22 protein-coding genes are annotated in these 26,798 nt (G+C 40.2%); 15 read left to right on the top strand and 7 right to left on the bottom strand.

The window, feature by feature from the left end; genetic code table 11:
- The 6 genes from I8751_RS19915 to I8751_RS19890 form a co-directional block, all read left to right on the top strand.
- Window positions 1-1,424, top strand: a 1,424-nt coding sequence (locus I8751_RS19915; RefSeq protein ID WP_214440852.1) for a PfaD family polyunsaturated fatty acid/polyketide biosynthesis protein, incomplete at its 5' end; no start/stop codon positions are given.
- 267 nt (window positions 1,425-1,691) lie between these two features.
- On the top strand, window positions 1,692-1,976 hold the full coding sequence (locus I8751_RS19910; protein ID WP_214440851.1) for an acyl carrier protein: 285 nt from the start codon (window positions 1,692-1,694) through the stop codon (window positions 1,974-1,976).
- A gap of 69 nt (window positions 1,977-2,045) precedes the next feature.
- Window positions 2,046-3,935, top strand: a complete 1,890-nt coding sequence (locus tag I8751_RS19905; RefSeq protein ID WP_214440850.1) for a TubC N-terminal docking domain-related protein — start codon at window positions 2,046-2,048, stop codon at window positions 3,933-3,935.
- Window positions 3,936-4,145: 210 nt separating this feature from the next.
- Window positions 4,146-5,006, top strand: coding sequence for an SDR family NAD(P)-dependent oxidoreductase (locus tag I8751_RS19900; RefSeq protein ID WP_214440849.1), 861 nt, complete (start codon window positions 4,146-4,148; stop codon window positions 5,004-5,006).
- Between the two features lie 260 nt (window positions 5,007-5,266).
- A complete protein-coding gene (locus tag I8751_RS19895) occupies window positions 5,267-6,772 on the top strand; it encodes an MBOAT family O-acyltransferase (protein WP_214440848.1) in 1,506 nt (501 codons plus the stop codon).
- A gap of 15 nt (window positions 6,773-6,787) precedes the next feature.
- On the top strand, window positions 6,788-7,789 hold the full coding sequence (locus tag I8751_RS19890) for a hypothetical protein (protein ID WP_214440847.1): 1,002 nt from the start codon (window positions 6,788-6,790) through the stop codon (window positions 7,787-7,789).
- A gap of 20 nt (window positions 7,790-7,809) precedes the next feature.
- Here the strand turns inward: I8751_RS19890 and hetI are convergent, their stop codons facing one another.
- The 3 genes from hetI to I8751_RS19875 form a co-directional block, all read right to left on the bottom strand.
- Window positions 7,810-8,529, bottom strand: a complete 720-nt coding sequence (gene hetI / locus I8751_RS19885; RefSeq protein WP_214440853.1) for a 4'-phosphopantetheinyl transferase HetI — start codon at window positions 8,527-8,529, stop codon at window positions 7,810-7,812.
- A 392-nt stretch (window positions 8,530-8,921) separates the two neighbouring features.
- The gene (locus I8751_RS19880) at window positions 8,922-10,226 is read right to left on the bottom strand and encodes a hypothetical protein (RefSeq protein WP_214440846.1); all 1,305 of its coding nucleotides are present in this window, start codon (window positions 10,224-10,226) and stop codon (window positions 8,922-8,924) included.
- A gap of 62 nt (window positions 10,227-10,288) precedes the next feature.
- Complete coding sequence (locus I8751_RS19875) at window positions 10,289-11,089, bottom strand: hypothetical protein (RefSeq protein WP_225894273.1); 801 nt, start codon at window positions 11,087-11,089, stop codon at window positions 10,289-10,291.
- Between the two features lie 803 nt (window positions 11,090-11,892).
- On the opposite strand from I8751_RS19875, the gene I8751_RS19870 reads away from it, so the two are divergent.
- From I8751_RS19870 to I8751_RS19840, 7 genes are all read left to right on the top strand, one after another.
- Entirely contained in the window at window positions 11,893-12,090 is a 198-nt protein-coding gene (locus tag I8751_RS19870) for a hypothetical protein (protein ID WP_214440845.1), read from the top strand.
- A 540-nt stretch (window positions 12,091-12,630) separates the two neighbouring features.
- Window positions 12,631-14,157 (top strand): photosystem II chlorophyll-binding protein CP47, encoded by a 1,527-nt coding sequence (gene psbB / locus I8751_RS19865; RefSeq protein WP_214440844.1) that lies wholly within the window; start codon window positions 12,631-12,633, stop codon window positions 14,155-14,157.
- 117 nt (window positions 14,158-14,274) lie between these two features.
- Complete coding sequence (locus I8751_RS19860) at window positions 14,275-14,382, top strand: photosystem II reaction center protein T (RefSeq protein WP_214440843.1); 108 nt, start codon at window positions 14,275-14,277, stop codon at window positions 14,380-14,382.
- Window positions 14,383-14,748: 366 nt separating this feature from the next.
- On the top strand, window positions 14,749-15,945 hold the full coding sequence (locus I8751_RS19855) for a 30S ribosomal protein S1 (protein ID WP_214440842.1): 1,197 nt from the start codon (window positions 14,749-14,751) through the stop codon (window positions 15,943-15,945).
- 266 nt (window positions 15,946-16,211) lie between these two features.
- Window positions 16,212-16,946 carry an HAD family hydrolase gene (locus tag I8751_RS19850; protein WP_214440841.1) on the top strand — a complete coding sequence of 245 codons (735 nt, stop codon included), beginning with the start codon at window positions 16,212-16,214 and terminating at the stop codon, window positions 16,944-16,946.
- Window positions 16,947-17,067: 121 nt separating this feature from the next.
- The gene (locus tag I8751_RS19845; RefSeq protein WP_214440840.1) at window positions 17,068-17,649 is read left to right on the top strand and encodes a Uma2 family endonuclease; all 582 of its coding nucleotides are present in this window, start codon (window positions 17,068-17,070) and stop codon (window positions 17,647-17,649) included.
- A 71-nt stretch (window positions 17,650-17,720) separates the two neighbouring features.
- Window positions 17,721-18,305: a Uma2 family endonuclease gene (locus tag I8751_RS19840; protein WP_214440839.1), complete on the top strand. Its 585-nt coding sequence runs from the start codon at window positions 17,721-17,723 to the stop codon at window positions 18,303-18,305.
- Window positions 18,306-18,378: 73 nt separating this feature from the next.
- Here I8751_RS19840 and I8751_RS19835 read toward each other — a convergent pair whose 3' ends face one another.
- Window positions 18,379-19,689 (bottom strand): alkaline phosphatase PhoX, encoded by a 1,311-nt coding sequence (locus tag I8751_RS19835; protein WP_214440838.1) that lies wholly within the window; start codon window positions 19,687-19,689, stop codon window positions 18,379-18,381.
- Between the two features lie 623 nt (window positions 19,690-20,312).
- Here I8751_RS19835 and I8751_RS19830 point away from each other — a divergent pair.
- Both I8751_RS19830 and I8751_RS19825 read left to right on the top strand, forming a co-directional pair.
- On the top strand, window positions 20,313-20,924 hold the full coding sequence (locus tag I8751_RS19830) for a PEP-CTERM sorting domain-containing protein (protein ID WP_214440837.1): 612 nt from the start codon (window positions 20,313-20,315) through the stop codon (window positions 20,922-20,924).
- A 232-nt stretch (window positions 20,925-21,156) separates the two neighbouring features.
- Window positions 21,157-23,013, top strand: coding sequence for a tetratricopeptide repeat protein (locus I8751_RS19825; RefSeq protein WP_214440836.1), 1,857 nt, complete (start codon window positions 21,157-21,159; stop codon window positions 23,011-23,013).
- A gap of 234 nt (window positions 23,014-23,247) precedes the next feature.
- Here I8751_RS19825 and I8751_RS19820 read toward each other — a convergent pair whose 3' ends face one another.
- The 3 genes from I8751_RS19820 to I8751_RS19810 all read right to left on the bottom strand — a co-directional run.
- On the bottom strand, window positions 23,248-23,640 hold the full coding sequence (locus I8751_RS19820; RefSeq protein WP_214440835.1) for a hypothetical protein: 393 nt from the start codon (window positions 23,638-23,640) through the stop codon (window positions 23,248-23,250).
- A 12-nt stretch (window positions 23,641-23,652) separates the two neighbouring features.
- Window positions 23,653-23,961, bottom strand: coding sequence for a hypothetical protein (locus I8751_RS19815; RefSeq protein WP_214440834.1), 309 nt, complete (start codon window positions 23,959-23,961; stop codon window positions 23,653-23,655).
- A 412-nt stretch (window positions 23,962-24,373) separates the two neighbouring features.
- Window positions 24,374-26,798, bottom strand: a 2,425-nt coding sequence (locus tag I8751_RS19810) for a HEAT repeat domain-containing protein (protein WP_214440833.1), incomplete at its 5' end; no start/stop codon positions are given.

Below are 26,798 nucleotides of genomic sequence, written 5' to 3'. Positions count from 1 at the left end.
TTGTTCCTCCTATTCGCATTCAACAGTTAGGAGATCCTAATTTTCTTTCTTTTCATGGTGTAAAATATGCTTATGTGACTGGTGCAATGGCTGGCGGTATCGCTTCTGAAGAAATGGTCATTGCTTTAGGTAAAGAGAAGATTTTAAGTTCTTTTGGTGCTGGCGGTTTAACTCCAGAGCGTTTAGAAGCTGCAATTAATCGCATTCAATCAGCTTTACCTCATGGCCCTTATGCTTTTAATTTAATTCACAGTCCTAATGATATGGCGATTGAACGCCGGGCTGTAGATTTATATCTAAAATATCAAGTCACAACTGTAGAAGCTTCGGCATTTTTAGACTTAACTACCAACATTGTTTATTACCGTGCTGCTGGTTTAAGTTTAAATGATGCTAATCAAATTGAAATCAAAAACAAAGTCATTGCCAAAATTTCTCGTCGAGAAGTAGCGAGTAAATTTCTCCAACCAGCGCCGGATAAAATCCTTCAAGAGCTTGTTGAAAAAGGACTAATTACCCAGTTGCAAGCCAAGCTAGCAGCGAAAGTACCGATGGCTGATGATATTACCGTCGAGGCTGATTCTGGTGGTCATACAGATAATCGCCCTTTGGTTTGTTTATTGCCTTCTATTATTGCTTTGCGCGATGAAATTCAAGCACAATATAATTATAAACAATCCATTAGGATAGGCGTTGCAGGAGGAATTGCTACACCACAATCAGCCTTAGCTGCTTTTATGATGGGTGCTGCTTATGTAATGACTGGTTCAATTAATCAGTCTTGCATTGAATCTGGAGCTTGTAAACATACTAAGCAACAATTAGCCCAAGCAGAAATGGCTGATGTCATCATGGCTCCAGCCGCAGATATGTTTGAAATGGGGGTAAAACTTCAAGTCCTCAAACGAGGTACTTTGTTTCCCATGCGGGCGCAGAAATTGTATGAATTGTACAGAACTTATGACTCAATTGAAAGCATTCCTCTCCTGGAAAAAGAGAAGTTAGAAAAACAGATTTTTCGTAAGACGATTGCTGAAGTATGGGAAGGAACAGCAACTTATTTATCACAGAAAAATCCTGAAAAATTGGGTAAGGCGGTTAACAATCCTAAATTGAAAATGGCTTTGATTTTCCGGTGGTATTTAGGATTATCTTCCCGTTGGTCTAGTTCTGGTGAAAAAGGTCGAGAAGTCGATTATCAAATTTGGTGCGGCCCAGCAATGGGTGGTTTTAATGACTGGGTGCGGAGTTCCTACTTATCAGAACCAAATAATCGCCGAGTTGTTGATGTTGCTCACCACATCATGACTGGAGCAGCATTTTTATATCGGATTCAAAGTTTGAAAATTCAAGGAATGCAAATTCCTGATTACTACAGTCAGTATGTTCCAGAGCCTTCTGCTCATTTTTCAGAGGTAATTTGAGTTTTAGGGTGGGTTATACCTACCCTATGAAGATTTCGGAAATTACTCACGCCGAGGCGCAGCGAAAAGTTGGCATAGCGCAGCGTAAAGCCTGCGGCATAGCTCGCTTAGAGCGAGTCCGCGAGCGTCGGAGGGTTTCCCTGCATAACAAACTTTTCAAGACAGAGACGCAGAGGGTATAAGAAGTTGATTGTCGTTTTTCAGCTTATTTGTACCATAAAATGTTCGGTTTTTCATTTGAGCTAACACTACTTTCAAGGTTTACAAATGAGTTCACCACATTCTCATACCGCCGAAGAAATTCAAGCATGGTTGACAGGTCATCTAGCTGAGATTTTAGGAGTTAAAGCGGCAGAAATAGACATTCGAGCGCCTCTTGATAGTTACGGTTTAGATTCTGCACAGGGGATGCTTTTAGCTGCAAAAGCAGGCAAGTTTTTGGGCTTTCAGTTATCTCCTCTACTACTGTGGCATTACCCCACTATTGAATCTCTTTCCCAACGTTTAGCAGAAGAATCTGAAGCTTCAGAGTCGGAAGTATTTGAGATTTAAAAATCAAGATTGGGGAAGTTGGGTGATGACATTAGATAAACAATTGAATTGAAAAAATTGGAAAATACTATGAATGCATCCGAAATTTTGGCAAATCTCACCCAACAAGGTGTACAAATTTGGGTAGAAAATGAAAAATTAAATATTCGTTCGCCCAAAGGTATACTAACTCCAGATATTCAAGCGGAAATAACTGCTCGTAAACCAGAGATTTTAGAATTTTTACGCGAGCGCAACACCATTACTACTTCTCCTACAGTACCATTACCTCAAGGTTTAAGTTTGCAAACCATTGGGCGGTTAATTGGTGAAACTGGTGATCAATTAAATCCAGAATGTAAGCAACCGATTATCGATCCCAAACTCATGGCTCAAAGGCTAACTGTCACTTTTAGACCTTTGCCAAAGGGTTATAAAAATGCAGAAATTCTCAAATTTAGAGCCGAACTAGAACAAAAATTGCAAGCTTATGGAGTGAACGTTACACCTTGGCAACAAGCCACTACTGAGTTTCGCTATGAATTTAAGATATCATTAATTAATCTGAAACAAAGTATTAAAACCAGAGTAGTTAAAACTGGAATTAATGCTGTCATTGATGTTGATAGACCACCGTCTGTAAGAAGTCGCGCTGAAACATTTGCAGCCGAAAAACTCTATCAATTGTATTCACGCTTTATTTTGAAAGAACGCAAAATTTCAGTTTCTCGAATTGCCGGTTTAATTGGCTGGGCGGAAGAATGTGCTGCTAAATATATTGAAGATCCTACGAATACTCAGGTAATTGTTCTCACCGACTTAGATCAGAAGTTTGTTAATTTTCAAACTCCTTATCAGCAAAAAATTAAGATGGGGTTGAATACTCTAGTTAGAACATTTTCGGAAATTGTGATTGGAGTTTCTGATTCTCAATTTTCGATTTTAAATATGAATCTCTCCGATTCAGTATTTAATAGGGATGAGATTGATGGATTCGTTTTAAAATCACTCATTCCTAAAGTTTATGTTCCCATCTTACCGTTGCCTCTCACCAAATTTAAATTAGGACAATATAATCCGCAGTCATCAAGTTATGCACAAAAATTAGTCAGCTTGAGTACTCAGTTAGAGAATACCAATCTCTTTCCTCCTGGTTCTAAGCTGAGTGAAGTAATTAAAAGACAATCTCACAGAGATATTGTCAATGTGATTGTTAATGGCAGAACTGGTGTTTCTTACGGTTTTGTCGCTTATGCAGAACCACCACAATATGTTGGTGAAATTGACATCCCCGAATATGAATGGGAAAATCTAGCGCCTGTTGTTGGCTTTAGTAGTGATGAAGTCCGTCAAAATGACGTTGGTAGACGGTATTTAAAAACTAAAATAGGAGAAGAATATAAATTTAAACAAATTCCTGACATCTGGATTTGTAGCGCTCGTTCTGGCTCCAATAAAACCAATTTAAATTTAGAAAGTGACATTCTTAGAATTGGTCTTACAGATAGATTATTGCTAGATTTACCACAAGGAGTTGATCCAACATTAGCAGACATTAAACCATCTTACGATGTTTATGTAATGCTGGCGATCGCCATGTCCGCATCTCTGTATGCACCCAACTTAATTAGCAACGGTATGCCGATGATTCACTTCCACGGATATCCATCTGTTGAATGGTTGCAACAGCATGAATATTTTATGGGAGTGAACAATCCTTCTGTACCTTGCGGCACTTATGAATCAGGGGTATTTAACTTTTTAGGTATTTATAATTTGGTCAATCAATATGGCACAGATATTAATTTAGCCTGCTTGATAGAACCAGATCATGGCACTAATATTATTACTCCTGATTTGGAGTATCTCCTAACAAGATTGCAAGCTGGTTGTGAACAATCAACAATCGAATTAGGCGGCAAACATTTTGCTTCTTTAAAAAACAAGCTAATACTCGAACAACCCCAAGTTGACGCGTAAAAGCAAGCAGGGGCTAGGGGCTAGAGAAGGTAGGAGAAGCAGAGAAGCAATAAGAGGGATAAAGGGAAATGAAAAAACAAACCCTTTAACCGTTCCCCTTTCTTCCTTACCCTTTCTTCCCAATCCCCCAATGACGGCAGGTTACTCCAGTTGAGGAAACTCTAAGAGCGCACTGCCTTGCCTCCCCAATACCCCTATTCCTCATTTATAATGACAAACCTTAAAGGTAAAACAGTACTTTTGACCGGAGCCTCACGCGGTCTGGGAGTATATATTGCCCGCGCTCTGGCAAAAGAACAAGCAACCATAGTCTGCGTTTCTCGTTCCCAGGCAGGACTAGATACAACATGTGATGAAATCAAAGCTTTGGGCGGTCAAGGAATTAGTATTCCTTTTGATATGAAAAACGTAGCGCAATTGTCACTTCTCGTTCAGCAAGTTCAAGAAATTGTTGGTTCAGTTGACATCTTAATTAATAATGCTGGTGTAGAAATTCATCGAGCTTTTGTAGATTATTCTACAGAAGAAATTCAGTCAATATTAATCACTAATCTCCTGTCCGCTATGGAATTAACTCGTTTATTACTGCCAAACATGATAGAACGAGGTAGCGGTCGCATTGTTAATATCGCTTCTCTAGCTGGTAAAAAAGGAGTAGCTTATAACAGCATTTATTCTGCGAGTAAAGCAGGTTTAATCATGTGGAATGATGCCATGCGTCAGGAGTTTGCAGGTACTGGCATTCATTTTTCAGCAATTTGTCCAGGATATGTTTCAGAAATTGGGATGACAGCTGATAGTCGTATCCCTGCACCTAAGTTAGCGGGTGTTTCTACACCAAAACGCGTTACGAATGCCATTATCAATGCCATTAAATACAACAAAGCAGAAGTAATTGTCAATGAAAATTTCATCACGGAAAGCTTGGCAAAACTAATGTTTGCGATTGGACAATTGTCTCCTTCTTTTGTCGATATACTTTATCGGTGGTTGGGTGTGGTCAAATTAAACAAACGACGGGTAGAAGATTGGACTCCCAATCGTGTGGAAATCAGAACTCATCATAAATAACAAAAAATTATGGAGGGCTTAAAGCCCTCCATAATTTTTTGAATTATAACTCAATTTTTAATACCTTTTACCTCCTGGCTATTTACATACTAGGAAGTGCTTTTACTTATTAAAAAGTGAAAAAAGTCAAGCTATTATGAATGATTTATGAAGTTTTAGTAAATTCAGTAGTTATACTGAAAAAATATTTTAATGCTATGGTACTTTTTATCAAAGCTATTTGTCTGCTTAATTCAAAATATAAAAAGTGTATTTAGCGTATGCTATTTAATTCACCGGAGTTTATATTTCTATTCTTGCCAATTACTCTTTTCATATTTTTCTCCTTTGGTAAATATGGTTATCACAAACTAGCGATCGCTTCTTTAGTGATCGCTTCTTTATTTTTCTATGCTTGGTGGAACCCAAAATACTTATTATTGCTTGTAGCGTCAATTCTCTTTAATTTCTTTATAGGTCATACACTAAACCAAAATTGGAAATCGCCAGCTAAAAAAAAGGCACTACTTATACTGGGTGTAACAATTAATCTCATCCTCATCGGTTATTTCAAATACGCTAATTTTTTCGTTTCAAGCGTAACAGATGTATTAGGTATAAACTTTAACTTACAGAATATTATTCTGCCATTAGGTATCTCCTTCTTTACTTTCCAGCAAATTGCATATTTAGTAGATTCTTACCGCAATGAAACGAAAGGCTATAATTTGGTAGATTACTGCTTATTTATTAGCTTTTTCCCTCAACTAATTGCAGGCCCTATTATTCACCACTCAGAAGTAATGCCGCAATTTAATGATAAAATCGTATATCGGTTTAATTCAGAGAATTTTGCAGTAGGTATAACTATTTTTAGCTTAGGATTATTCAAGAAAGTTGTATTTGCGGATAACATTGCTATCTATGCAAGCCCAGTGTTCAATGCTGCTGCTCAAGGTGTATTACCCACATTTTTAGAATCTTGGGTTGGCGCACTTGCTTACACATTACAGCTATACTTTGATTTTTCTGGTTATTCTGATATGGCAATTGGTATAGCTAGAATGTTTGGGATTAAATTACCAATCAACTTTTTTTCACCTTATAAAGCTTTAAGCATCACTGATTTCTGGCGTAGATGGCATATCACCCTTTCTAACTTCCTTCGAGATTATCTATACATTCCTCTAGGTGGTAATCGTCAAGGTGAGATGAGACGTAATATAAATTTAATGGTAACTATGTTATTGGGAGGACTTTGGCACGGTGCAGGCTGGCAATTTATCTTTTGGGGTGGGTTACATGGGCTTTATTTAGTCATTAACCACCAATGGAATACTTTACAAAAAACACACGACTGGAAAATAAAGAATGGGCTGAGTATAACATTGAGTTGGTTTATAACATTTTTAGCAGTTGTTTTTGCATGGGTATTCTTCAGAGCAAAAAATATGAATACTGCATTTGCGATATCAAAAAGTATGCTTGGATTAAATGGTCTTTCGTTTAGTAACGATCTTATAGAATCAGGATTGTTCAAAATCATATTTCATATTTCTGTTTTACTTGTTATTGTATTGTTTACACCAAATGTCCAAGAATGGATGAGTAAGTATGAACCAGTATTAAACTATGAAAAATTAAAAAAATTATCTTCTAATAATATTGTATGGTCTAGACTACAGTGGCAACCTAATAAAATTTATGCTCTAGTGACTTCGGTTTTAACAGTTATTGCATTACTACATCTTACCAAGGTTAGTGAGTTTTTGTACTTTCAGTTTTAGGTAAAATCAAAACTAATGCTCGATTATTTTAAAATTTACTTTACGGTAGTCAGCGTGCTTCTTTCGTCTGTTGGAGCAATTAATTTAACTATTGACCCACTTTGGTATTTCAGGGGTAACAAATTAAAAAATTTTAATATGTCGTTCAATGAGAGACTAACCAAAACTAATCTATTTTTACATAGTAATAGGCAGAAATATGATTGCCTAATATTTGGTAGCTCTCGCTTAACCTTGTTAAATACTACATCACTTAAGAATAATGTTTGTTTCAATTATTCCTTCAGTGCTGCAAAATCTGAGGAGTTTGCCAAATATGCTGCATACGCCAAAGAAAAAGGAGTTAATCCTAAAAAAGTATATGTTGGGATAGACGCTTTTAATTTCACTCCAAGCAAGAAGACAGCTTTTCAATCTAAAGTTGAAGTAGCAGAACCAAAACCCATCTATCAGTCTTATCTATTATCTTTAGATACTTTGAGATTTTCTTTTAAAACAATTACTGGACAATTTTCAGAGGTTAGGTTTTATGATCAAGGGTTCCAAGGTAGAGTTAGTAAGAATGCCCCACAGTATAAGCCTAAATTTTCTAATAAAAGATCTCAAGAGAAATGTGACTTTTCTCGCATACCCTATTACAAACAAATACGGCAGATATTTCCAAATGCTGAAATTATTGGTTATGTACCACCTATTTCAGCTTGGAAAGTTTTTAATGATAGTTATGCTCGTGGTTTGCTGGATTGCCAATTAGAAGGTATTTATCAAGTCGCAAAGAACTTTGACACTACGTATGATTTTTCATATCCTTCAAAATTAACGACAAGAACAGATAATACTTATGACGGTAGTCATTACTACCCAGATGTACATGACCAAATAGCAAAAGTTTTGGAAGGGAAAAGAACAAATCTTGGCATTCGCGCCAACCAGTATAGTTTAAATGAATATCAGCAATTTCATAAAAATAAACTGAAAGAGTTTTTGCAAAAGCAAGGTGAAGGAAGTCGCTGGTAGAAAACTTTATTGCATTAACATCAGTACTGCCAATATTTCAGTTGATAACCAAAACCTGCCACAGCAACAGCAGCAAGATAATTATCAGCAGGTATTATCTCAATGAGGCTCCAGTCTTGGAGTGTCTGCAACCTAGCTGATTCTGTAGGAGTGAGCGCTATTTCAATTTGTTCTAATTGCGCGATTCCTTCGCCAGTAGCTTTTAAATAAGCTTCCTTACAAGTCCAGTAACGGAAAAACATTTCTTGCTTTTGGTCAGCAGGTAGCGATCGCATGACATCATATTCTCTAGGCAAAAAGAATCTTTGGGCTAGGGCTTCCACGTCAGACATCGGGCGGATATATTCTAGATCTACACCTATTTGGCGATCGCAACTCACTGCACATAGAGCTAACCCTTGGGAGTGAGACAAATTAAAGAATAAACCAGTGCTGGCGAAAGTATCTGCTAATACTGGTTTTCCACGGTGTTGATAATCAAACTGTACTTGTTGTGGCTCGATGCCTAAATACCCAGCCAAGATTCTGCGGAGAATTCCCCGCCCAGCAATAAAACGCTGGCGATGCTCCTGAAAATGAAATCTGTTGGCACGAGTCAGTTCGTCACTAGAAAGAGTTGCTGCTAAATTGTGTAGTTGTGCTTCAGGTCGGTCAAGGTCAATTCGCCAGACATGAACATCGTTCGGCAATAATATGAAATCTGTCGGTGCAGGCAGCCACATATAAATAAGACCAGTCATCGCTGGGGACTGGGAATTAGGGATTTGAGACTGGGGAAATTCTTCTTTAATCCCCAATCCTTTTCATAATTTCAAAAATTAGCCATTTTGGCACACCTTTTTTTCCAAGGACAGCTATGCTTTGGGAGTGGGATACATTTCATGTGAAAAGTATTGGAAAACATAATCCCTCAGTTCACGACTGAGGGATTTTTTACGTTGCCAGCAAGGGTATAAGTCTAGTACAGCTAAAAATCTTAGCAAGATAGTCTGTTAATTTGGGAAACTTTCCTTGTTTATATTTTAGCTGTAGTAAATTTTACTTGGCTTATCTCCGTGCTTGAATTGTGAGCATACGTAAATGGGCTTAAAAAAGTTTATTGGGTATTTATTTTTTCTTGATATATTCTTAGCTATTTAACTAAACCTCCTATCTGCTTAGCCCGGTGTTTGCGACTGAGTATGCACATCATTAAAGTTAGCAACACTACAGCTTTGAGTGTGGATGGTTCTATCACCCTCTTCACTTCCGGTGCTGGTGGCGGAACATAGGTGTTACACGGCGGAACTCCGACGACCTGGCCATTACCACCAGGAGTATCATCACATACAGGGGGACTAGGAGGTGGAACGATAACACCAGGAGGTATATCGACTCCAGGAGGAATGGGCTGGCTTGAAGAACTGTCTCCATCATCTCCACCTCCAAGGCTTAATACCAGTGCTAAAAGACCAATACCTCCAAGTACTGGCAAGAATGGAAAATTAAAACCCCCGGCTGCTGGCTGAAGAAAATCTTCAAAAGCTAAAGAAGTATCTGGGACTGCATCTATAGCTACTCCTTCTGAAAGCACTGGATTAATGCTGATAGCTTCTCCTGGTAGCGGTATCCCCTCACTTACTTGGTTTGGAGGATTAATTGGTACACGTCCAAACTCGCCACTAACTATAGACGGTGGTGAGTATGGAAAGGAAAATATCTTCAAAATGCTATCTTGCAGCCTCTGCTCATTTCCAGTGTTCAGCGCCTGTAAGCCACTAGATATAGTATTAAAATAATATTTCGTCATATCTGGAGGCAAATCCAGAGAGCTAATCTGCTGTTTAAGATTAGGGACTTTTGCCACCTCATTCAAAAGCACGCGCCCATAGGAATATTTAAAGTCGAGCAAACCATCGCGGGCACTAAGTGAATTGTTGCCTCTTGATAATGGTGCCCAGGCGAAGTTCTGGGTTACAGTTCCTAAACCTTGTACAGGATTGCGACTCACAGACTGGCCAAGAACATATTGATACCTGTCCACAATCGAGGGGGACGGTTCTTGCCAAAACGAGGCGTAAGGAATTTGATCAAGATTAGGATCGTTACCGTAAAAAGTAGCAAAATTACGATAATTTTCTGGGCCACCAGCCGCACGCACTAACATTTCTTGGTAGCTAGGGCCGCCATTAGACCTAACTATTTGCTCTAGTACTGTTCCTGTTTTGTTGCAACCCAGACCAAATCCCACACTACAATCGGGGATAACTTGTATCTGGCGCAGATCATTATTATGTTCTAACTGATAACGGAGATATTCTGGCTCCTGCCCTGGGGGAATACGATAGCGCCCACCCACATCTAGTCCAATTGGTTGTGCAGTAGCTGATTGACACACAGAAAGTGCTACCGCAACAGACGAGAATAAAAGTGTAATACCTTGAAAAGTTGACTTCACCAAGACGCACCTCAGATAAGCTAAATAAGAAGTTTCTTGCCCACAACTAAAATGGGGCAGATTTATTGATTTGGTTTTAAAGAATCTCTTAAAGAGGATGGGAATCTTCTTTTTACAGACCTTGAACTTAAGTTATTAGGCAATTGGATGTTGATTGTAATTGCTGTACCTTTAAGTTCTCCTGTTGGTAGTGTGTGGTATAACACTAATGCTCGGTTGGGTTGGTCAAAGAGAAATCCACGTCGTGAGGGTTTTATTTTTCCTTCCTTAACCAGAGAAACAAAGCTTTCCAAATATCTACGTATACTTTGACGGTTATCTTGACTAGCATTCATGTGACGCTCGACGAGGGTCATAAAGAATTCGATACTACGTTCTTCTTGCCCCTTTATTAACCTCCCATTGTCAAGAAAAGAACTTCCTATAAGCTTTCCATCAAGTTCTTGAACTTTAAAAAGGGTATAGTAACGTCCCTCTTTTTTGGGGTCGTTCACATAACATACCCAAGAACCTCCTTGGCTCTGTGTAAAACCTTCTTGGGCAAGGTAAGAAAGCAAAGAATTACTTTGCTGGCTTTGTTGTGGTGGAGGTAATAAATCCTCAACAGGATCTAGAGAGCAAATTCGTTGAGTTGTTATTTGTGGAGGATTAACAGGAATTTCTTGCTGTTGTGTTGTGCCCTGTGGAACTTCTACAGGGATTTGTTGTTGTTGTTGTTGTGTTGTTCCCTGTGGAGGATCGACTATAATTTCTTGCGCGTATACCGACAGCGGTTTGTAATAAGACATTGCAACACTAGACATGGTAGCGATCGCAAATACTTGGGAAGCAAATCGTTTAGACAAATTCACATTTATATTCATCTTTTTTAATTTTTCAGAGATCCTCTAAGGTTTGAATATAGATCATAAAGTGAGAGTGACACTCGATTTGTTTTGTTTCATCAGTAATTACACTACTTAGCCACACAAACAAAAAGTTTTCATAAAGTACAAAAGCAATGGAGCGCTGCACTCATAATTTATGTAATTTGAATTTTAAAATGTTTTATTAGTTACAGAGGTGCCTCCTCTGTACTCACCTTACACATAGAAACATGAATGAGCTGTTCGCAATTTGTTTGCTTGATATTTGATGTTATTGCTAATTTCCCTGCAAGGATTGAATAGGTTCATGATTTTGAGAAGTAGTACGCCCAACTAATTTTTTGTCCAAATTTGCTATCTCAGTTGTCAAAAATTATTCTTCAGTGGACTGACTCTACCATTAGATAATTAGGAGGAAAATGTTGCATGGGCAACTTTAAAAATTGAACACTGGGGATTTTTCTTACTTAATAGCACCATGATTTCGATTTAATTTCGAGCTAGTAATAGATTAGCTAAGTATATAGGTCTAAAGTAATGTATATATTGAGCATCGAGATCAAAGCTCAAGTAGCAAATGCTTCTTCTCTCATATATATTTCACACAATCCTGGGTGGAGATACAGATTCGTAAGCCTCTGCGCCAATCACTGAGTTGGTAAAGATTTGTAAAGGTATTGGGAACATGTCTGTTAAGAGCAGGGAAGCAGGGAATGAACAATCTTGGGAAAAGGTGAGCCAGCGCGGTCTTCTCCCTTGGCGCTAGCCTCTCCCTTTGGGAGAAGGGGAGACGCTACGCGATGGGGGTTTCCACGCCACTTGCTTTATGCCGGCGGCACTTCCTTCAAGTCGGCATAGCCGCCCAACGGAGTGCCTTGGGAACCCGTCCACCGCAGTGGCTCCCCATGAGCGACTGGCGATCTTCGCAGCGTAAAGCCTGCGGCATAGCTACGCTTAGAGCGACGCAGGAGGGTCATCCCGAAGGGGGTAAAGGATGAAGAAATAAACCCTTTCTCCATGCCCCATGCCCCCCGCCCAATGTTTCGCTGAATCATACGCAAATGAAAATGTAACGGCGATTTATGGCAAAATAACTTGGATTAGCTACGCGATCGCATCTATTTACACGCTTGCAAACAGTTCCATCAATAGTTACACTTTTTAAAACATTCTCATTTTTGTTTGGTGACTGCATGAATGCCTCAAAGGTTGTTTCCGTAAGAGTAGTATCGTCCTACCGCTTAAACGCCTAACTAGGCGTTTGCCAGTTTCCTCAGGAAAAAGGGAGGCGTTTTTCAAAAGAAAACTTCTCGGCAGTTATACGGGCGATCGCTACTCTATAAGGTAAAACGACTGAAGCATGTCAGCACAGTCAAACTACCCACACTGTCTGACTTAATAAGACTAAGTTGTGGTAAAACTCAAAACCTTGGCAATAACAAAAACTCAGAGAACTCTTTGAGGGGCAAAAGCCACTCAGAAATCTCGGTAAGAAAATTGCTTTGTAAACATAACTCTATCGAGGAGGAGCGTAGTCGATGGGACTACCCTGGTACCGAGTACACACAGTCGTTCTGAATGATCCAGGGCGACTGATTTCTGTACACTTGATGCACACAGCCTTAGTGGCAGGCTGGGCTGGTTCGATGGCATTGTACGAACTAGCTATTTATGACCCCAGTGATCCGGTTCTGAACCCGATGTGGCGGCAAGGAATGTTCGTGCTACCTTTCATGTCGCGTTTAGGCGTTACCCAATCTTGGGGTGGTTGGAGCGTGACTGGCGCAACTGCAACTGATCCTGGATTCTGGTCATTTGAAGGCGTAGCCGCAGCTCACATTGTTCTTTCTGGTTTGTTGTTTTTAGCTGCTGTTTGGCACTGGGTTTACTGGGATTTAGAACTCTTTAGAGATCCTCGGACTGGTGAACCTGCTTTAGACTTGCCAAAAATGTTTGGCATCCACCTGTTCTTATCTGGTCTACTTTGTTTTGGCTTTGGTGCTTTTCACCTCACTGGATTATTTGGGCCGGGGATGTGGATTTCTGATCCTTACGGAATCACTGGCAGCGTCCAGGCAGTAGCACCAGAATGGGGGCCGGCCGGGTTTAACCCCTATAACCCTGGTGGCGTTGTTGCTCACCACATTGCTGCTGGCGTTGTTGGCATTATCGCTGGTTTATTCCACCTCACAGTACGACCCCCCGAACGGCTTTACAAAGCCCTGCGGATGGGTAATATCGAAACCGTTCTTTCTAGCAGTATTGCGGCGGTATTTTTTGCTGCCTTTATCGTTGCTGGTACTATGTGGTACGGTAGCGCTACAACACCAATCGAATTGTTTGGCCCTACCCGCTACCAATGGGATCAAAACTACTTCGCTCAAGAGATTGAACGCCGCGTACAAGCTGATCTTGCCAGTGGTGCCAGCCTCTCTGAAGCTTGGTCGCAAATTCCTGAAAAACTCGCTTTTTATGATTATGTCGGTAATAGCCCCGCTAAAGGTGGTCTATTCCGTACAGGGCCAATGGTAAAAGGTGATGGCATTGCCCAATCTTGGCAAGGTCACGCTGTATTTAAGGATTCTGAAGGACGGGAATTGACAGTACGTCGTCTCCCCAACTTCTTTGAAACCTTCCCAGTACTTTTAACTGACGCAGATGGGGTTATCCGTGCTGATATTCCCTTCCGTCGGGCAGAATCTAAGTACAGTTTTGAACAAACTGGTGTCACCGTTAGCTTCTATGGTGGCAACTTAGATGGCAAGACCTTTACAAATCCAGCAGATGTGAAGAAGTATGCCCGTAAAGCTCAAGGCGGTGAAATTTTTGAATTTGACCGGGAAACCTTGAACTCTGACGGTGTATTCCGCACCAGTCCCAGAGGTTGGTTTACCTTTGGACATGCTGTATTCGCTCTATTGTTCTTCTTCGGTCATCTCTGGCATGGTTCTCGGACAATTTACCGAGATGTATTTGCCGGTGTTGATGCAGATCTAGAAGAGCAAGTTGAGTGGGGTCTCTTCCAAAAAGTGGGTGACAAGACAACCCGCCGTAAGGAAGTTTAAAATATAGGGATTGGGGACTAAAGATTGGGAACTAAAAAAAGTTTTATCCAATCCTCAATACCCAATCCCAAATACCTGATATCTTAATTATTGGCTGGATAGGCAGGAGTTTTTAAAATGGAAAGCGTTGCGTACATCTTGATTTTGACCTTGGCAATAGGTGTTCTCTTCTTTGCGATCGCATTCCGCGAACCCCCCCGGATAGAAAGCAAAAAAGATGAATAAATTGCTATTACCAGACTTGTAAGTGCATATAAACTTTGTATCCGCTGCTACTATTTTTGGTAACAGCGGATATTTTAGTTTTTGTAATTGTTATATAGCAGGGGAGCAGAGGGGCAGGGGAGCAAGAAGAATAACAACTGACAACTGACCACTGACCACTGACCCCTAACCACTGACCCCTAACCCGCATAGCGTAAACAACTTATATGATATAATCTTCTATCTGGAAGTTGATATGTGTTAATACTAGCTTTTGTACGCTAGGATAAAAAAGATGTAATTGTAGACAGCTACCCGGCAGATCACATAGCATCATCGCACTTATGGCATAACCTTGACGGAGACTAGAACCAGGAACAAATAAGCATGGTCAATCAGAATTTAACCGCTACAGAAATTGGATTTACTCACGAAGATTTCGCTGCTCTACTTGACAAGTACGATTATCACTTTAGCCCTGGCGATGTTGTACCAGGAACCGTTTTCAGTATAGAGCCGCGCGGCGCTCTGATTGACATAGGTGCTAAAACAGCAGCATATATACCCATACAAGAAATGTCTATTAACCGGGTAGATGCCCCGGAAGAAGTTTTACAATCAAACGAAACACGAGAATTTTTCATTCTTACTGATGAAAACGAAGATGGTCAGCTAACACTTTCCATTCGTCGTATTGAATACATGCGGGCTTGGGAGCGTGTACGTCAACTGCAAGCAGAAGATGCTACTGTTCGTTCTGGTGTATTTGCTACCAATCGTGGGGGTGCATTGGTACGGATTGAAGGATTACGGGGCTTTATTCCTGGTTCCCACATTAGCACCCGCAAACCTAAAGAAGAATTAGTAGGCGAAGAACTACCTTTAAAATTCTTAGAAGTAGACGAAGAACGCAATCGCTTAGTGCTATCTCATCGTCGGGCACTGGTTGAGCGCAAGATGAATCGCCTAGAAGTCGGCGAAGTAGTGATTGGTACAGTTCGTGGTATCAAGCCTTACGGTGCTTTCATCGATATCGGTGGAGTCAGCGGACTGTTGCACATATCTGAGATTTCCCACGAGCATATTGATACGCCACACAGCGTATTCAATGTCAATGATGAAGTAAAAGTTATGATCATTGACTTGGATGCAGAAAGAGGTCGGATTTCCTTATCTACCAAGCAGCTGGAACCAGAACCTGGTGACATGATTAAAAACCGGGATTTGGTTTACGATAAGGCAGAAGAGATGGCTGCTAAATATAGAGAACAGATGTTAGCAAAACAGCAAGGTATTACTGCTGCTCCTGCTGAATCTGATGATGCGGTTGAAGCTTTAGCTGAAGAAGAAATTCCATCAGCTATGGAAACTGAAGAAGAAATTTCAGCAGTAGCAGAGACTGAAGAAGAAATCCCAGCAGCTGTAGAAACTGAAGAAGAAACCCTAGCAGCTGTAGAAACTGAAGAGGAAATTTCAACAGTAGCAGAGACTAAAGAAGAAATCCCAGCAGCTGTAGAAACTGAAAAGGAAATCTCAGCAGTAGCAGAGACTGAAGAAGAAATTCCAGTGGCTATTGAAGAGTAATAGACTTTTAGTTTACCTGTCTGTAATTAAGAGTATTAAAGCATTATGAAACAAGAGGGGAAATCCCTCTTTTTTTTATGGTTACAAACAGCTAATAGTTTTAAATAGGAGTCAAAAACTAAATAGAACGGCACAGCGTGTCGTAGACAAGGCAGAAAAGAAGAGGGTTTTAATCTGATTTATTCTTGCTTAACATAATTGTGTTTTTTTCCATCGATTTACTTAAAATAATTTAAGTTCTAAATTTATTAGCAGGGTAAAATATTTTGGCAACTATTAAATGTAGAAACATCACATTTACCAATATTCAGGCAATTTTTTTTGACAAAAATGGTACTTTAGAAGACTCAGAAGCGTATTTGCGATCGCTCGGACAAAAAGCAACGCGGTTAATAGACGCTCAAATTCCTGGTACTGGGGAACCATTATTAATGGCGTTTGGCATCAATGGCGATACCCTTGACCCGGCAGGTTTAATATCTGTAGCAAGTCGTCGTGAAACAGAAGTTGCCGCCGCCGCCTATATTGCCGAAACTGGCAGAGGATGGTTTGAGTCGCTCAAAATTGCCCGTCAAGCTTTGGATGAAGCTGAAAAATATCTTGGTATACCTCCTGCACCAATGTTTGTGGGTAGTTTAGAAATATTGAAATCTTTATCGTCAGCAGGATTAAAACTTGGCATTCTGTCAGCGGCGACGACAAAAGAAGTGAAAAACTTTGTTGCACAACACCAATTAAGTAATTACATCCAAGCACAAATAGGCGTAGATGACGGGCCTAGTAAACCAGACCCCATATTATTTTTACAAGCTTGCAAAGCTTTAGGTCTAGAGCCAGGAGCTACATTAATGGTAGGTGATGCTGTCGGCGATATGCAAATGGCTCGTAATGCTAAAGCAGCAGGTTGTATTGGCATTACTTGGGTGAATAAACCAGATAATGTCCAAGGTGCGGATGTAGTGATTAATCACTTGAATGAAATTGAAATTGTAAAAAGCTAGAGACTTAAGGTTAGAGGTTAAAAAATAAAAAATTTAGCAATAAGTCATAATTACGAATTACCCCATCCCTAATCCCCAATTAAGCTAAACTTGCATTGAGGCTCATCATGGAAAAACCCTGATGCTACAAATTAAACATAGATTTCAAAGTTTTGAAGAATACCTATCTTATGATGATGGCACAGATAAACTCTATGAGTTGTTTAATGGAGAGTTGATTGAAATGCCTCCAGAGTCAGGAACTAATGTTCAGGTTGCCACATTCTTATTAATTCAATTTGCCCCTCTGTTAGATTATAGAAGAGTTCGAGGACATGGTTTAGAACTAGAAGTAAGAGGAGAACCCAGAAACCGTTATCCTGATCTGACCATTCTTCGAGAAGAGCATATTCAGCAGTTAGCAAAACGCAATACCATTCGCCTATCAATGCTACCTCCTCTACTAGCAATTGAAGTGGTTAGCTCTGGGGAATTGCAACGGGATAGAGATTTTATTGCCAAGCGATCGCAGTATCAAGATTGTGGTATTCCTGAATATTGGATTATTGACCCCGAAATCCAGACTGTGTTGGTATTAGAATTAATTGATCAAATTTACACTGAAATAGGTAACTTTTCTGGCGATGATTTAGTCGTATCTCCACAATTTACTCAACTAAATCTCCAAGTAGCGCAAATATTTGATGCAGTAAATCAAGCTTAAAAGTAATTAGTTTTGAGTTTATTTTTTATGTCAAGCGAAAAGTTCTAATATTCATGGGCAATTAACTAGCCATGCAAAACACAGACACAACCTTAAAACTTCGCCTGTGGACAGTTGAAGAATACCACCGAATGGCTGAGGCTGGGATTTTTAGCGCAGAAGAACGAGTGGAACTTCTAGAAGGAAAGATTATCTGGATGATTGCTAAAGGAACAGCCCATCGCTCAGCAGTGGGTAGAACAGATAGATTACTGCAAAATAGTTTAAGAAATCGGGCTTTGATATGTGTTCAAGATCCAGTAAATTTAAATGAATGGTCTGAGCCAGAACCAGATATTGCTGTTGTTAAAGTAGATCCACTTGACTACGCAGACCACCATCCTACCCCGACAGAGGTTTATCTAATTATTGAGGTAGCAGATAGCAGTTTGAAATTAGACTGCGAAACTAAAGGAAAAGTCTACTCAAAAGCGGGGATTGTAGATTATTGGGTGCTAGATGTCGTTAGTAGGCAATTATATGTGTTTCGAGAACCGACTCAGGATGGCTATCACAGCCAAATAGTTTTAAAAGAAGATGCAACTATCTCACCCTTAGAATTTCCCGATTTGCAGATTGTGGTTTTAGAAATGTTACCACCAATGCATAAGCCTTAACTAAAAGCGATCGCCTTTCGGTTTCAAGTCAGGCGATCGCTCGTTTTATGATGAGAATACTTAGAGAAAGATTCTAGCCTCTGTTACTATTCCAAGGGCCCCAGATTGCAAAAGTAATACCAGGAGTTTGGATGTTGACGTACATAGTCTGACCATCAGGAGAGAAACAAGCTCCAGCAAACTCGTTAGTATTTAAAGCATTACGTGCAAAGTTATAGAGTTCGCCATCAGGAGTTACACCTCTTAAGAATTGCTCATCATCTCCATCTTCACAGAGAATAAGATCACCAAAAGGTGCTACGACTATATTATCGGGGCTATCAAGTTCGTCTATAGATGTAGATTCTACAAACAATTCAATTGTCTCTTTATGGGGAATGTAGCGCCATACCTGACCTAGCCCTAAATCACCACCACTCGTACAACAAAAATAAATTTCACCATTGCCGTACCAAATACCCTCTCCACGGACAAACTGGGCTGCTCCTTTTTCAAAACCTTCGACTCTTACAGTATCTTCAGGTGGATTAGGATTAGTAATCGTTACCCACTCCACTTTCATAGGCTTACGCAAAGGAAAACCTTCACCTGTCATCGCCTGGGGCATACCCTTGATTTTTAGAGCTTGCAGGGTTCCTCCAGCTTTGAGATTACCTGGTTGTTTGGGGACAAAACGATAAAACAGACTATCTCCACGGTCTTCTGTCTCATAGACAATGCCTGTTTTGGGGTCTACAGCCACAGCTTCATGGTTGAAGCGTCCCATAGCGATTAGAGGCTCAGGCTGCACAGGAGAAGTGGCGCTAGCTGGAACCTCAAAGTTATAACCGTGGGAAGTTGAAACATTATTGGTGGGATTTTCTGGATTATTTGTAGCCACAGTGGAAGTGTTTTCTTCACAGGTAATCCATGAACCCCAAGGAGTTGGCCCACCTGCACAGTTACGATAGGTTCCACTTAAAGAAGTAAAATGTTTAATTAGCTGACGATTAGATCCAACAACTAGTGTTGTTGTACCACCTTTGCAAAGTGGATCGTAGGGTTTTGGCCCGATGACTTGTGTACTTGAACCAGGGCTAAGTTCGTGATTGCGGACTAAAATTACTGTGTTTCTTGGCCCAGGGAAAGCCGCCATACCATCATGACCGCCAGCAACTAAAGTGCCATCGTTCATGAGATCGCCTGTTAGAGAGAAAGTCCGATACTGAAAGCCGCGTGGTAAATCTAACAAGCCATTGGGATCTGATACAAGTGGCCCATATCCTCTACCAAGTCTTTGACCAAAAGCTTTTCTGGCAAGCAGACCTTCCAAAGGAGATGCCATCAAAGTACCAGCCGCGCTCGCACCCGCTACTGCAAAAAATTTACGTCTTGATAATCTCATCGGAATTTCTACTGAAAACACTGTGAGAAAAATATTAGACTTTGATTAAGTCTAGGTAATGCTTGATTTAATTTGGGGTTAGTTTACTTAAAAATTCTCACACTTTATCCTGCTATTTTCCTTGGAAATCTCCTAATAATAGTCGATTAGCAATTTGTTTTTAATTTTTTTAATATTAAATTCTAGAGAATAAAAAATAATTAGAGAAATGATATATAAACATTCTTTATTTAAGAAGAATTAAAGATTTATTTAACCAATATTTAACAGCATAAACTTCAAGAAAATTTTACAGAAAGCTTGTATTGATTTAGAAAAAAATAAGTTTAATTTGTCGTGGTTCCATTTGATCTTAATGATACAATCTCCCCAAAGGTGTTTTAGACCTGAATCAGATTCAACAAGACCAATTGTTATCGAAATAACCAGAAGTGAAGGCATCTAACAATAGTAATAACTAAGTCTGTCATAACAGCCTTAGTGTCTGATTTGTGTGCTTAATTTAGTGCATTAATTCATTTTTCTGGATGAAGTTCATGAAAGAAAAATCAGTATTAAATTAATACTGATAAACAGTTCACCGAAAAACTACAACATCAGAATTAACTGCTGTTAGCAAAAAAATGAAAAATATTTTTACCAAAGTCAAAACTACTTTAGCTGTTGCTACTGTTGCATCTATAGCTACTTTAGTTAATGTTTCCAGTGCTGATGCGGCTTCGTTTGAACTTGATTGGTTAGGAGAGCAAAATTATTCAGCTAAAGGAAAATTTAGTTATGACGATAGTTTTTTAGGAAACATTGTCACCAAAGATCAGCTAACTGATTTCGCTATTTCTTTCTTTAATCCAGAGGGAGATCTATTGCAAAATTTTACATACGATTTTCCGAATCCCAGCAGTAGTTTTAATTTCAATTTTGATACAGTTACTAAAACCGTTCTACAAAGTGACAGCTTTGACACACCTAATGGCTTTGATTTAGGCAGTAATTTTGCAACAGATGTAACAGGTTTATTCTTCTACACTTATGCAAATGCTGAAGAAGGATTGCCAGAGGCTAAGATCTTTTTAAAAGATGATCTTTCACCAGAAGTATGCGACACATACCCCGACTGTCGATTAGATCTTGGAGGTCAATTGACAGCAACTGCTGTTCCTGAACCTGGAGCAATTTTAGGTCTGTTGGTAGTTGGTTCTTTGAGCCGAGTCTTGAAGAGAAAGCTAGTATCATAATTACTAATTCGTAATTCGTAATTCGTAATTAAGAGTAGAATCCACACTGATTGCAATTACGAATTACTTTTTACTTTGATACTTTCTTGATAGTCATTAATTATCAGGCTACTAACTAGATATACTTTCAGCATAGATAATTAGGTTAAAAATAAGCGATCAAATGAATTGATAGCAAAGGGCGACCACCGTACAATTAAGTAGGGTCGTTGTCTCGATGCAAACAAATTAGATGAATGCTGATGAGTTTTTTAACCAGGGGTTAAACAAGAGTTTACAAGGCGATTATCAAGCAGCCATAGCCAATTACACCCAGACAATCAAGCTGAATCCTGACTACGTAGAAGCTTACTATAAACGAGGCATTATTTTCAGCGATCAACTCAAAGATTATCACGGAGCGATCGCTGACTTTAATCGGACAATAGAAATTAATCCTAATTTTGCTGAGGCTTACTACAACCGGGCTAATGCACGTTACTTTCTAGCAAATTATCATGGTGCGATCGCCGATCATCATCAAGCATTGCAAATTAACCCCAATTTCGCGCAAGCTTATCACAATCGGGGTAATGCCTATTTTATTCTAGGAAACTATGACAAAGCGATCGCCGATTATTACCAAACAATAGAACTTAGTACTCAATTAGCTGATTATATATATCTTGATGTTGCCAAGGCATTCTATTATCGGGGTGTTACTCGTTTGGATTTTGGAGATCATCAAGGAGCGATCGCAGATTTTCAACAAGCTTTACAATGGCATCCTCATTTTCCTGAAGCTTATACCAGTCGTGGTCATGTTTACTATATTTTAGGAGAATATGAGCAAGCGATCGCTGATCACAATCGAGCATTACAGCTAGATCCTAACCTGATAGAGGCCTACCATAATCGAGGTCATGCCCGTTATGCTTTAGAAGACTATCAGGGTGCAATTGCAGATTATGATCGGACATTAGAAATTTGCCCACATTTCACAGCAGCGTACTATAATCGGGGTCTTATCCGTTCTTACCTGAAAGACTATCAAGGAGCGATCAAAGACTTTAACCAAGTTTTGCAACTGAATCCTGATGATGCCCAAGCATACTATGAACGGGGTTTAGTTCAAGAAAGTCTAGGCGATTATTACCGAGCAATTGAGGATTATGATCGAGCATTACAGATTAATCCCAATTTAGCCTTAGTCTATGGCTTTCGGGCTACGGCTCGTCGGTGTTTAGGAGATTATCAAGCAGCAATTGAGGATAGCAACCGACTATTACAACTCAATCCTCATCTAGCTGAAGGATACTGCGATCGCGCTACAGCTCGTCGCTGTTTGGGAGATTATCATGGAGCAATTGCTGATTATAATCAGGCATTACAGATTAATCCCCGTTTAGTAGAAGCTTACTACGGTCGAGGTGTTACCCGCGAAGCTCTCACAGATTATGCAACAGCAGTAAAAGATTACACTCAAGCAATACAAATATTTCCTGACTTTTCTTTAGCTTACTGCAACCGGGGCAATGCTCTTCGTCTTTTAGGAGCCGAACAAGGAGCCTTTGCAGATTACAATAAAGCATTACAGATTAATCCCCATTTGACAGAAGCCTATTACAACAGAGGTTCTCTACGCTACGCATTAGAAGACTATGAAGGTGCAGTAGCAGATTACACCTCAGCATTGCAAATAAATCCCCAATTTGCGACATTTTACAGCGATCGCGCTCATGCTCGCTATGCCCTAAAAGACTATCAAGGGGCGATCAAAGATTATAATCAGGCAATTGCCATTGATCCCAGCGCTGCTGAAGATTGGTACAATCGAGGTCGTAGCAATTTTCTTGTGGGAAACTTCAAAGCAGCATTGGCTGATTTAACCCAAGCCTTACAGCGTCAACCTCACAGGGCTTCAGCTTACATGCTTCGGGCTGATATCCACCGCAGTTTACAAAACTATCCAGAAGCGATTGCTGATTTCCAAAAATCTGCTGAGCTTTATTATCGAGAAGGAAATACCCAGCATTACCGTCAAATTATCACAGCGATCGCAGAACTCCAGCGATCGCTCATGTTTGATTCTTCAAGTAATTTCTTTTGATACATGATTTCACCGCATTATCACCCCTAGAATGTAATTTTCTCACTTCAACACTTCCCTGGAAGGGCAATCACTCCTAATTTCCCCAATTTCCAAGCTTAAAGGCGCGACCGGGCAATAAAGCTATGCCGCATTGCCTAGCTCAAACCTTTATATATTCAGCTTTGAGCTAGGCGCGAAAATTCGTTGCTTAGTTGTTTTTTACTTCTGTTCAATTGCCTAAAATGAGCCAGATTACTTCACAAGCATTGGAGAATCTACATCTAAAAGCCAATTCTCATCAACAAATTCTAGATTTTCATTATAAACAAGAACCAATTCACCAAGTTTTTGAGCTTTACTACTTACAGTTTTTTTATGATCAACAGCATCAGCTATGAGTGAAAATTTTAGTTTTAAAAAACGTTCAGTGTGAGTAACGCCAATAGAACTGCTAACTAATTCGGCTTCTAGAGTACGAGGCAACGTAATTGTTTCATAATATTCATCTTGTTCATCCCAGTAGCCGCACACTTGATAATCACATTGTTCAAAATGTTCTTGAACAAGAATATTAGCATCTAAATTTTCTAGTATTTCAGTTAAATCTTGCCAGACTTGATGATTTTTTAATTCGAGCCTTGTCATAGTTATGTGTGTTTAATGTTCTGTTATCAAATCGGGGAAGTGTAATATACCATCAATTAATTTTGCATGAAATCGGCGGTCGCCACCTTTACCTAAAACTTTAGATTTCAAATCGTATCCTGATTCTTGCGAAGCCACTAACCCAATATTCCCGCGAGGGGAGACTTGCCCTTTCTCGATGGCTTTTAAATGTTTACCCTTTTGATCATATTTTAATCCCAACTTTACTTGTTCACTTGCAAATGAAACTAGCAGACCGCTGATTGAAAGATATACAGTATCAGGTTGAATATCTGCCCAATTATCTGGTAAAGCTTCCATTAAATTAATACTGAAAGTGAAAGCACAATTTATTTGGGTTAAGTAGTTCAGTAAAGCAATTAAGTTACTTAATTAATATTATTTTCTGCAAATGACTGCTTTAGAAGGATTCTCAGAATTTCTGATTTCTTTCTACTAGTTCGATTAGTGAGGTTGGTTAGCTTCTTAAGCCAGTGTACCTCAAGCCAGTGAAACATGATTACAAACTAAAGCCACGCATGACTTCTGAGACTCACCCTACTGGCGTGTCAAGGCTAAATTGATGCAAAAAAAATTTGTAGTTTGGGTCGAAGAATGAGACCCAACATTTTAATGTTGGGTTTTGCTTTGCCACGCCACTACATATACTTAGATTTTTTCAGAAATCAAATCGGATTCCTATAGTTAGAAATTACGAATTACGAATTAAAAATTATCTTGTCCGCAACAACTGCACAAAGGTATTACTCACTGTATTGTCTTTAGTATCCGCCGCATATTGAATTAACTTCTCCCGCAGTTCTTTGGCTGCATCTAATGGAAGTAAGGTTGCTAGCAAGAAGTAAACGCCACGAAAACGGGGGTCGCCCATTCTATCAACTAGCAGTTCTTCCGCTGCATCACTTTCGCCCAGAAAGTTTTGCACCAAAAAGAAATCCATGATTTTATCGTGGCGGAAGTACCATTCTTTCTTGGCTTCGCCTTTTTCATCTTGCCACTGACGGCTAACTACCATTTTGTATTTCTCGTCTTCCAAAGACATGACAACTTGGTGAAATTCATCCCCTGGTAGGGCTTGTTTGTCTTCGAGTCGCATTCGGTAGACTGCGGTGGAAAATCTTTTGAGGGGAAATTCTTGTTTCCATTCTTGCTGGTATTCTGTTGCCATTAAGTTGTATTGCTGTTCTTGCAGGCGAAACAAATTTGGATGCTTACCTTGTGATAACATCAGTGCGACCACTGTTAAATCCATTGGATTAGATAAAATTCGGCGGATACCATCTAACTCTTCTTTAGCTTGCTGGTCTTTGAGGACTTCTGTTAAATAATTGGTGCAAGCTTGGGCGTAATCAGTACCTTGAAGTTTGGCATCTTCGGGGAGTCGCGGCTGACGGGAGATTAAAAACTCTTGAATTTGTTGTTGCTCAAGGGGCTGCAAGTAATAAGTTTTGGCTGTTGAGGGTGGTGTCCACTCTAGGGGCTGGGTAGTCATGATAATGTTGCCCCGGAAATAGCTTTCGACAAACTGGCAGATTTTGGCGCGGGTTTCGGCGGTGACTTCGTTGAGTCCATCGATGCAGATATCAATTGCACCACTATAAATGAGGTTTTTCAAAAAGCCGGCATCTTGGGCTTGGCCGTGTAGCTTGTCTTGGATGGCTTCAATTACGCCTTTATGACACTTTTGGGCGGGGAGATAAACGACTATGCGCTGGGAGTTTTGCAACAGATGACGGAGAAACATCGACTTGCCTAAGCCGGAATCTCCTTCTAAGATAATTTGTCCTTTAATGCTGGGGAGGGCTGCGGTAATTGGCTGGATGTCTCCTGATGTGGGAACTTTGACTTTTGATTCTGGAAAGTATGACTGGTCATGAAAATTATCTAAGCCGGCATCGGCTAATAGGGAAGGTTTGAAGGGTTCAAATAATTTGCGGCGGAAAAAAGGAACCCAGGTGAGGAGAAAGCCGACGTAGACCATGCCTAAGATGCGGCGTACCCAAGGGTTCCAGAAGAAGATGGCTTGGACTTGGGGAAATTTGGGGTAGGCGAAGATGAGGGCTAGCCAAAAGGCAGCGTGAGTGAGGATAGTAATTGTGGCGTTGAAAAACCACTGCCCACCTTTGAAGTTAATTATGACTGATTGCAGTGAGTCAGCTTCGTTGTAACCGGCGTTTTTCAGGTTGTGGTAGTGAGTTTCTAAAATCAAAATATCTTGTTGTTGCCAAGAGACTTTTCTGGCAACTACAGCAATTTGCCTAGCTAAGTCTTGTTGTAATCGTGTTAAGTCTTGGCTGGGTTTCCAAGCATCGCGGAATATTTCTAGTGTTTTGACACCTTCAGGGTGCTTCAGATTATCGGGAGTTGCTTGAGGTCTGCCAAGCCATTTTAGTAAAGTTTGCACTTGCTCAGTGCCGCCACCCAGAAAATAAGTCCAAAATCGCCAAAATTCATAATTATTCTGACCACCACCAAAACTTCCCTGATTTGGTTCGTAGACATAATTCAAAACTACAGCAACCTCTTCTAATTTCAGTTGTCTGATTTTTCCCAATGCCACTGCCGCACCTGAACGAACGGAGGCGGACACCTTTTCATCCTTGAGGAAATTGAGGATGTCAGGGACATACTTGGCTGCGGCGTCTCCCAAGTTGGCCAATGCCGATGCCGCACCTGAACGAACGAAGGCGTCCACCTTTTCATCCTTGAGGAAATTGAGGATGTCAGGGACATACTTGGCTGCGGCGTCTCCCAAGTTGGCCAATGCCGATGCCGCACCATAACGAACGGTGGCGTCCACCTTTTCATCCTTGAGGAAATTGAGGATGTCAGGGACATACTTGGTTGCGGCGTCTCCCAAGTTGCCCAATGCCGATGCCGCACCATAACGAACGGAGGCGTCCACCTTTTCATCCTTGAGGATATTAGCGATGTCAGGGACATACTTGGTTGCGGCGTCTCCCAAGTTGCCCAATGCCGATGCCGCACCATAACGAACGGAGGCGGACACCTTTTCATCCTTGAGGAAATTGAGGATGTCAGGGACATACTTGGCTGCGGCGTCTCCCAAGTTGCCCAATGCCGATGCCGCATCTGAACGAACGGAGGCGTCCACCTTTTCATCCTTGAGGAAATTG

The organism is Atlanticothrix silvestris CENA357 (assembly GCF_016056295.1).
GTDB classification, from domain to species: Bacteria; Cyanobacteriota; Cyanobacteriia; order Cyanobacteriales; family Nostocaceae; genus Atlanticothrix; species Atlanticothrix silvestris.
Note: the sequence above shows the minus strand (reverse complement) of the source record. Positions and strands in the feature narration are given on the sequence as shown.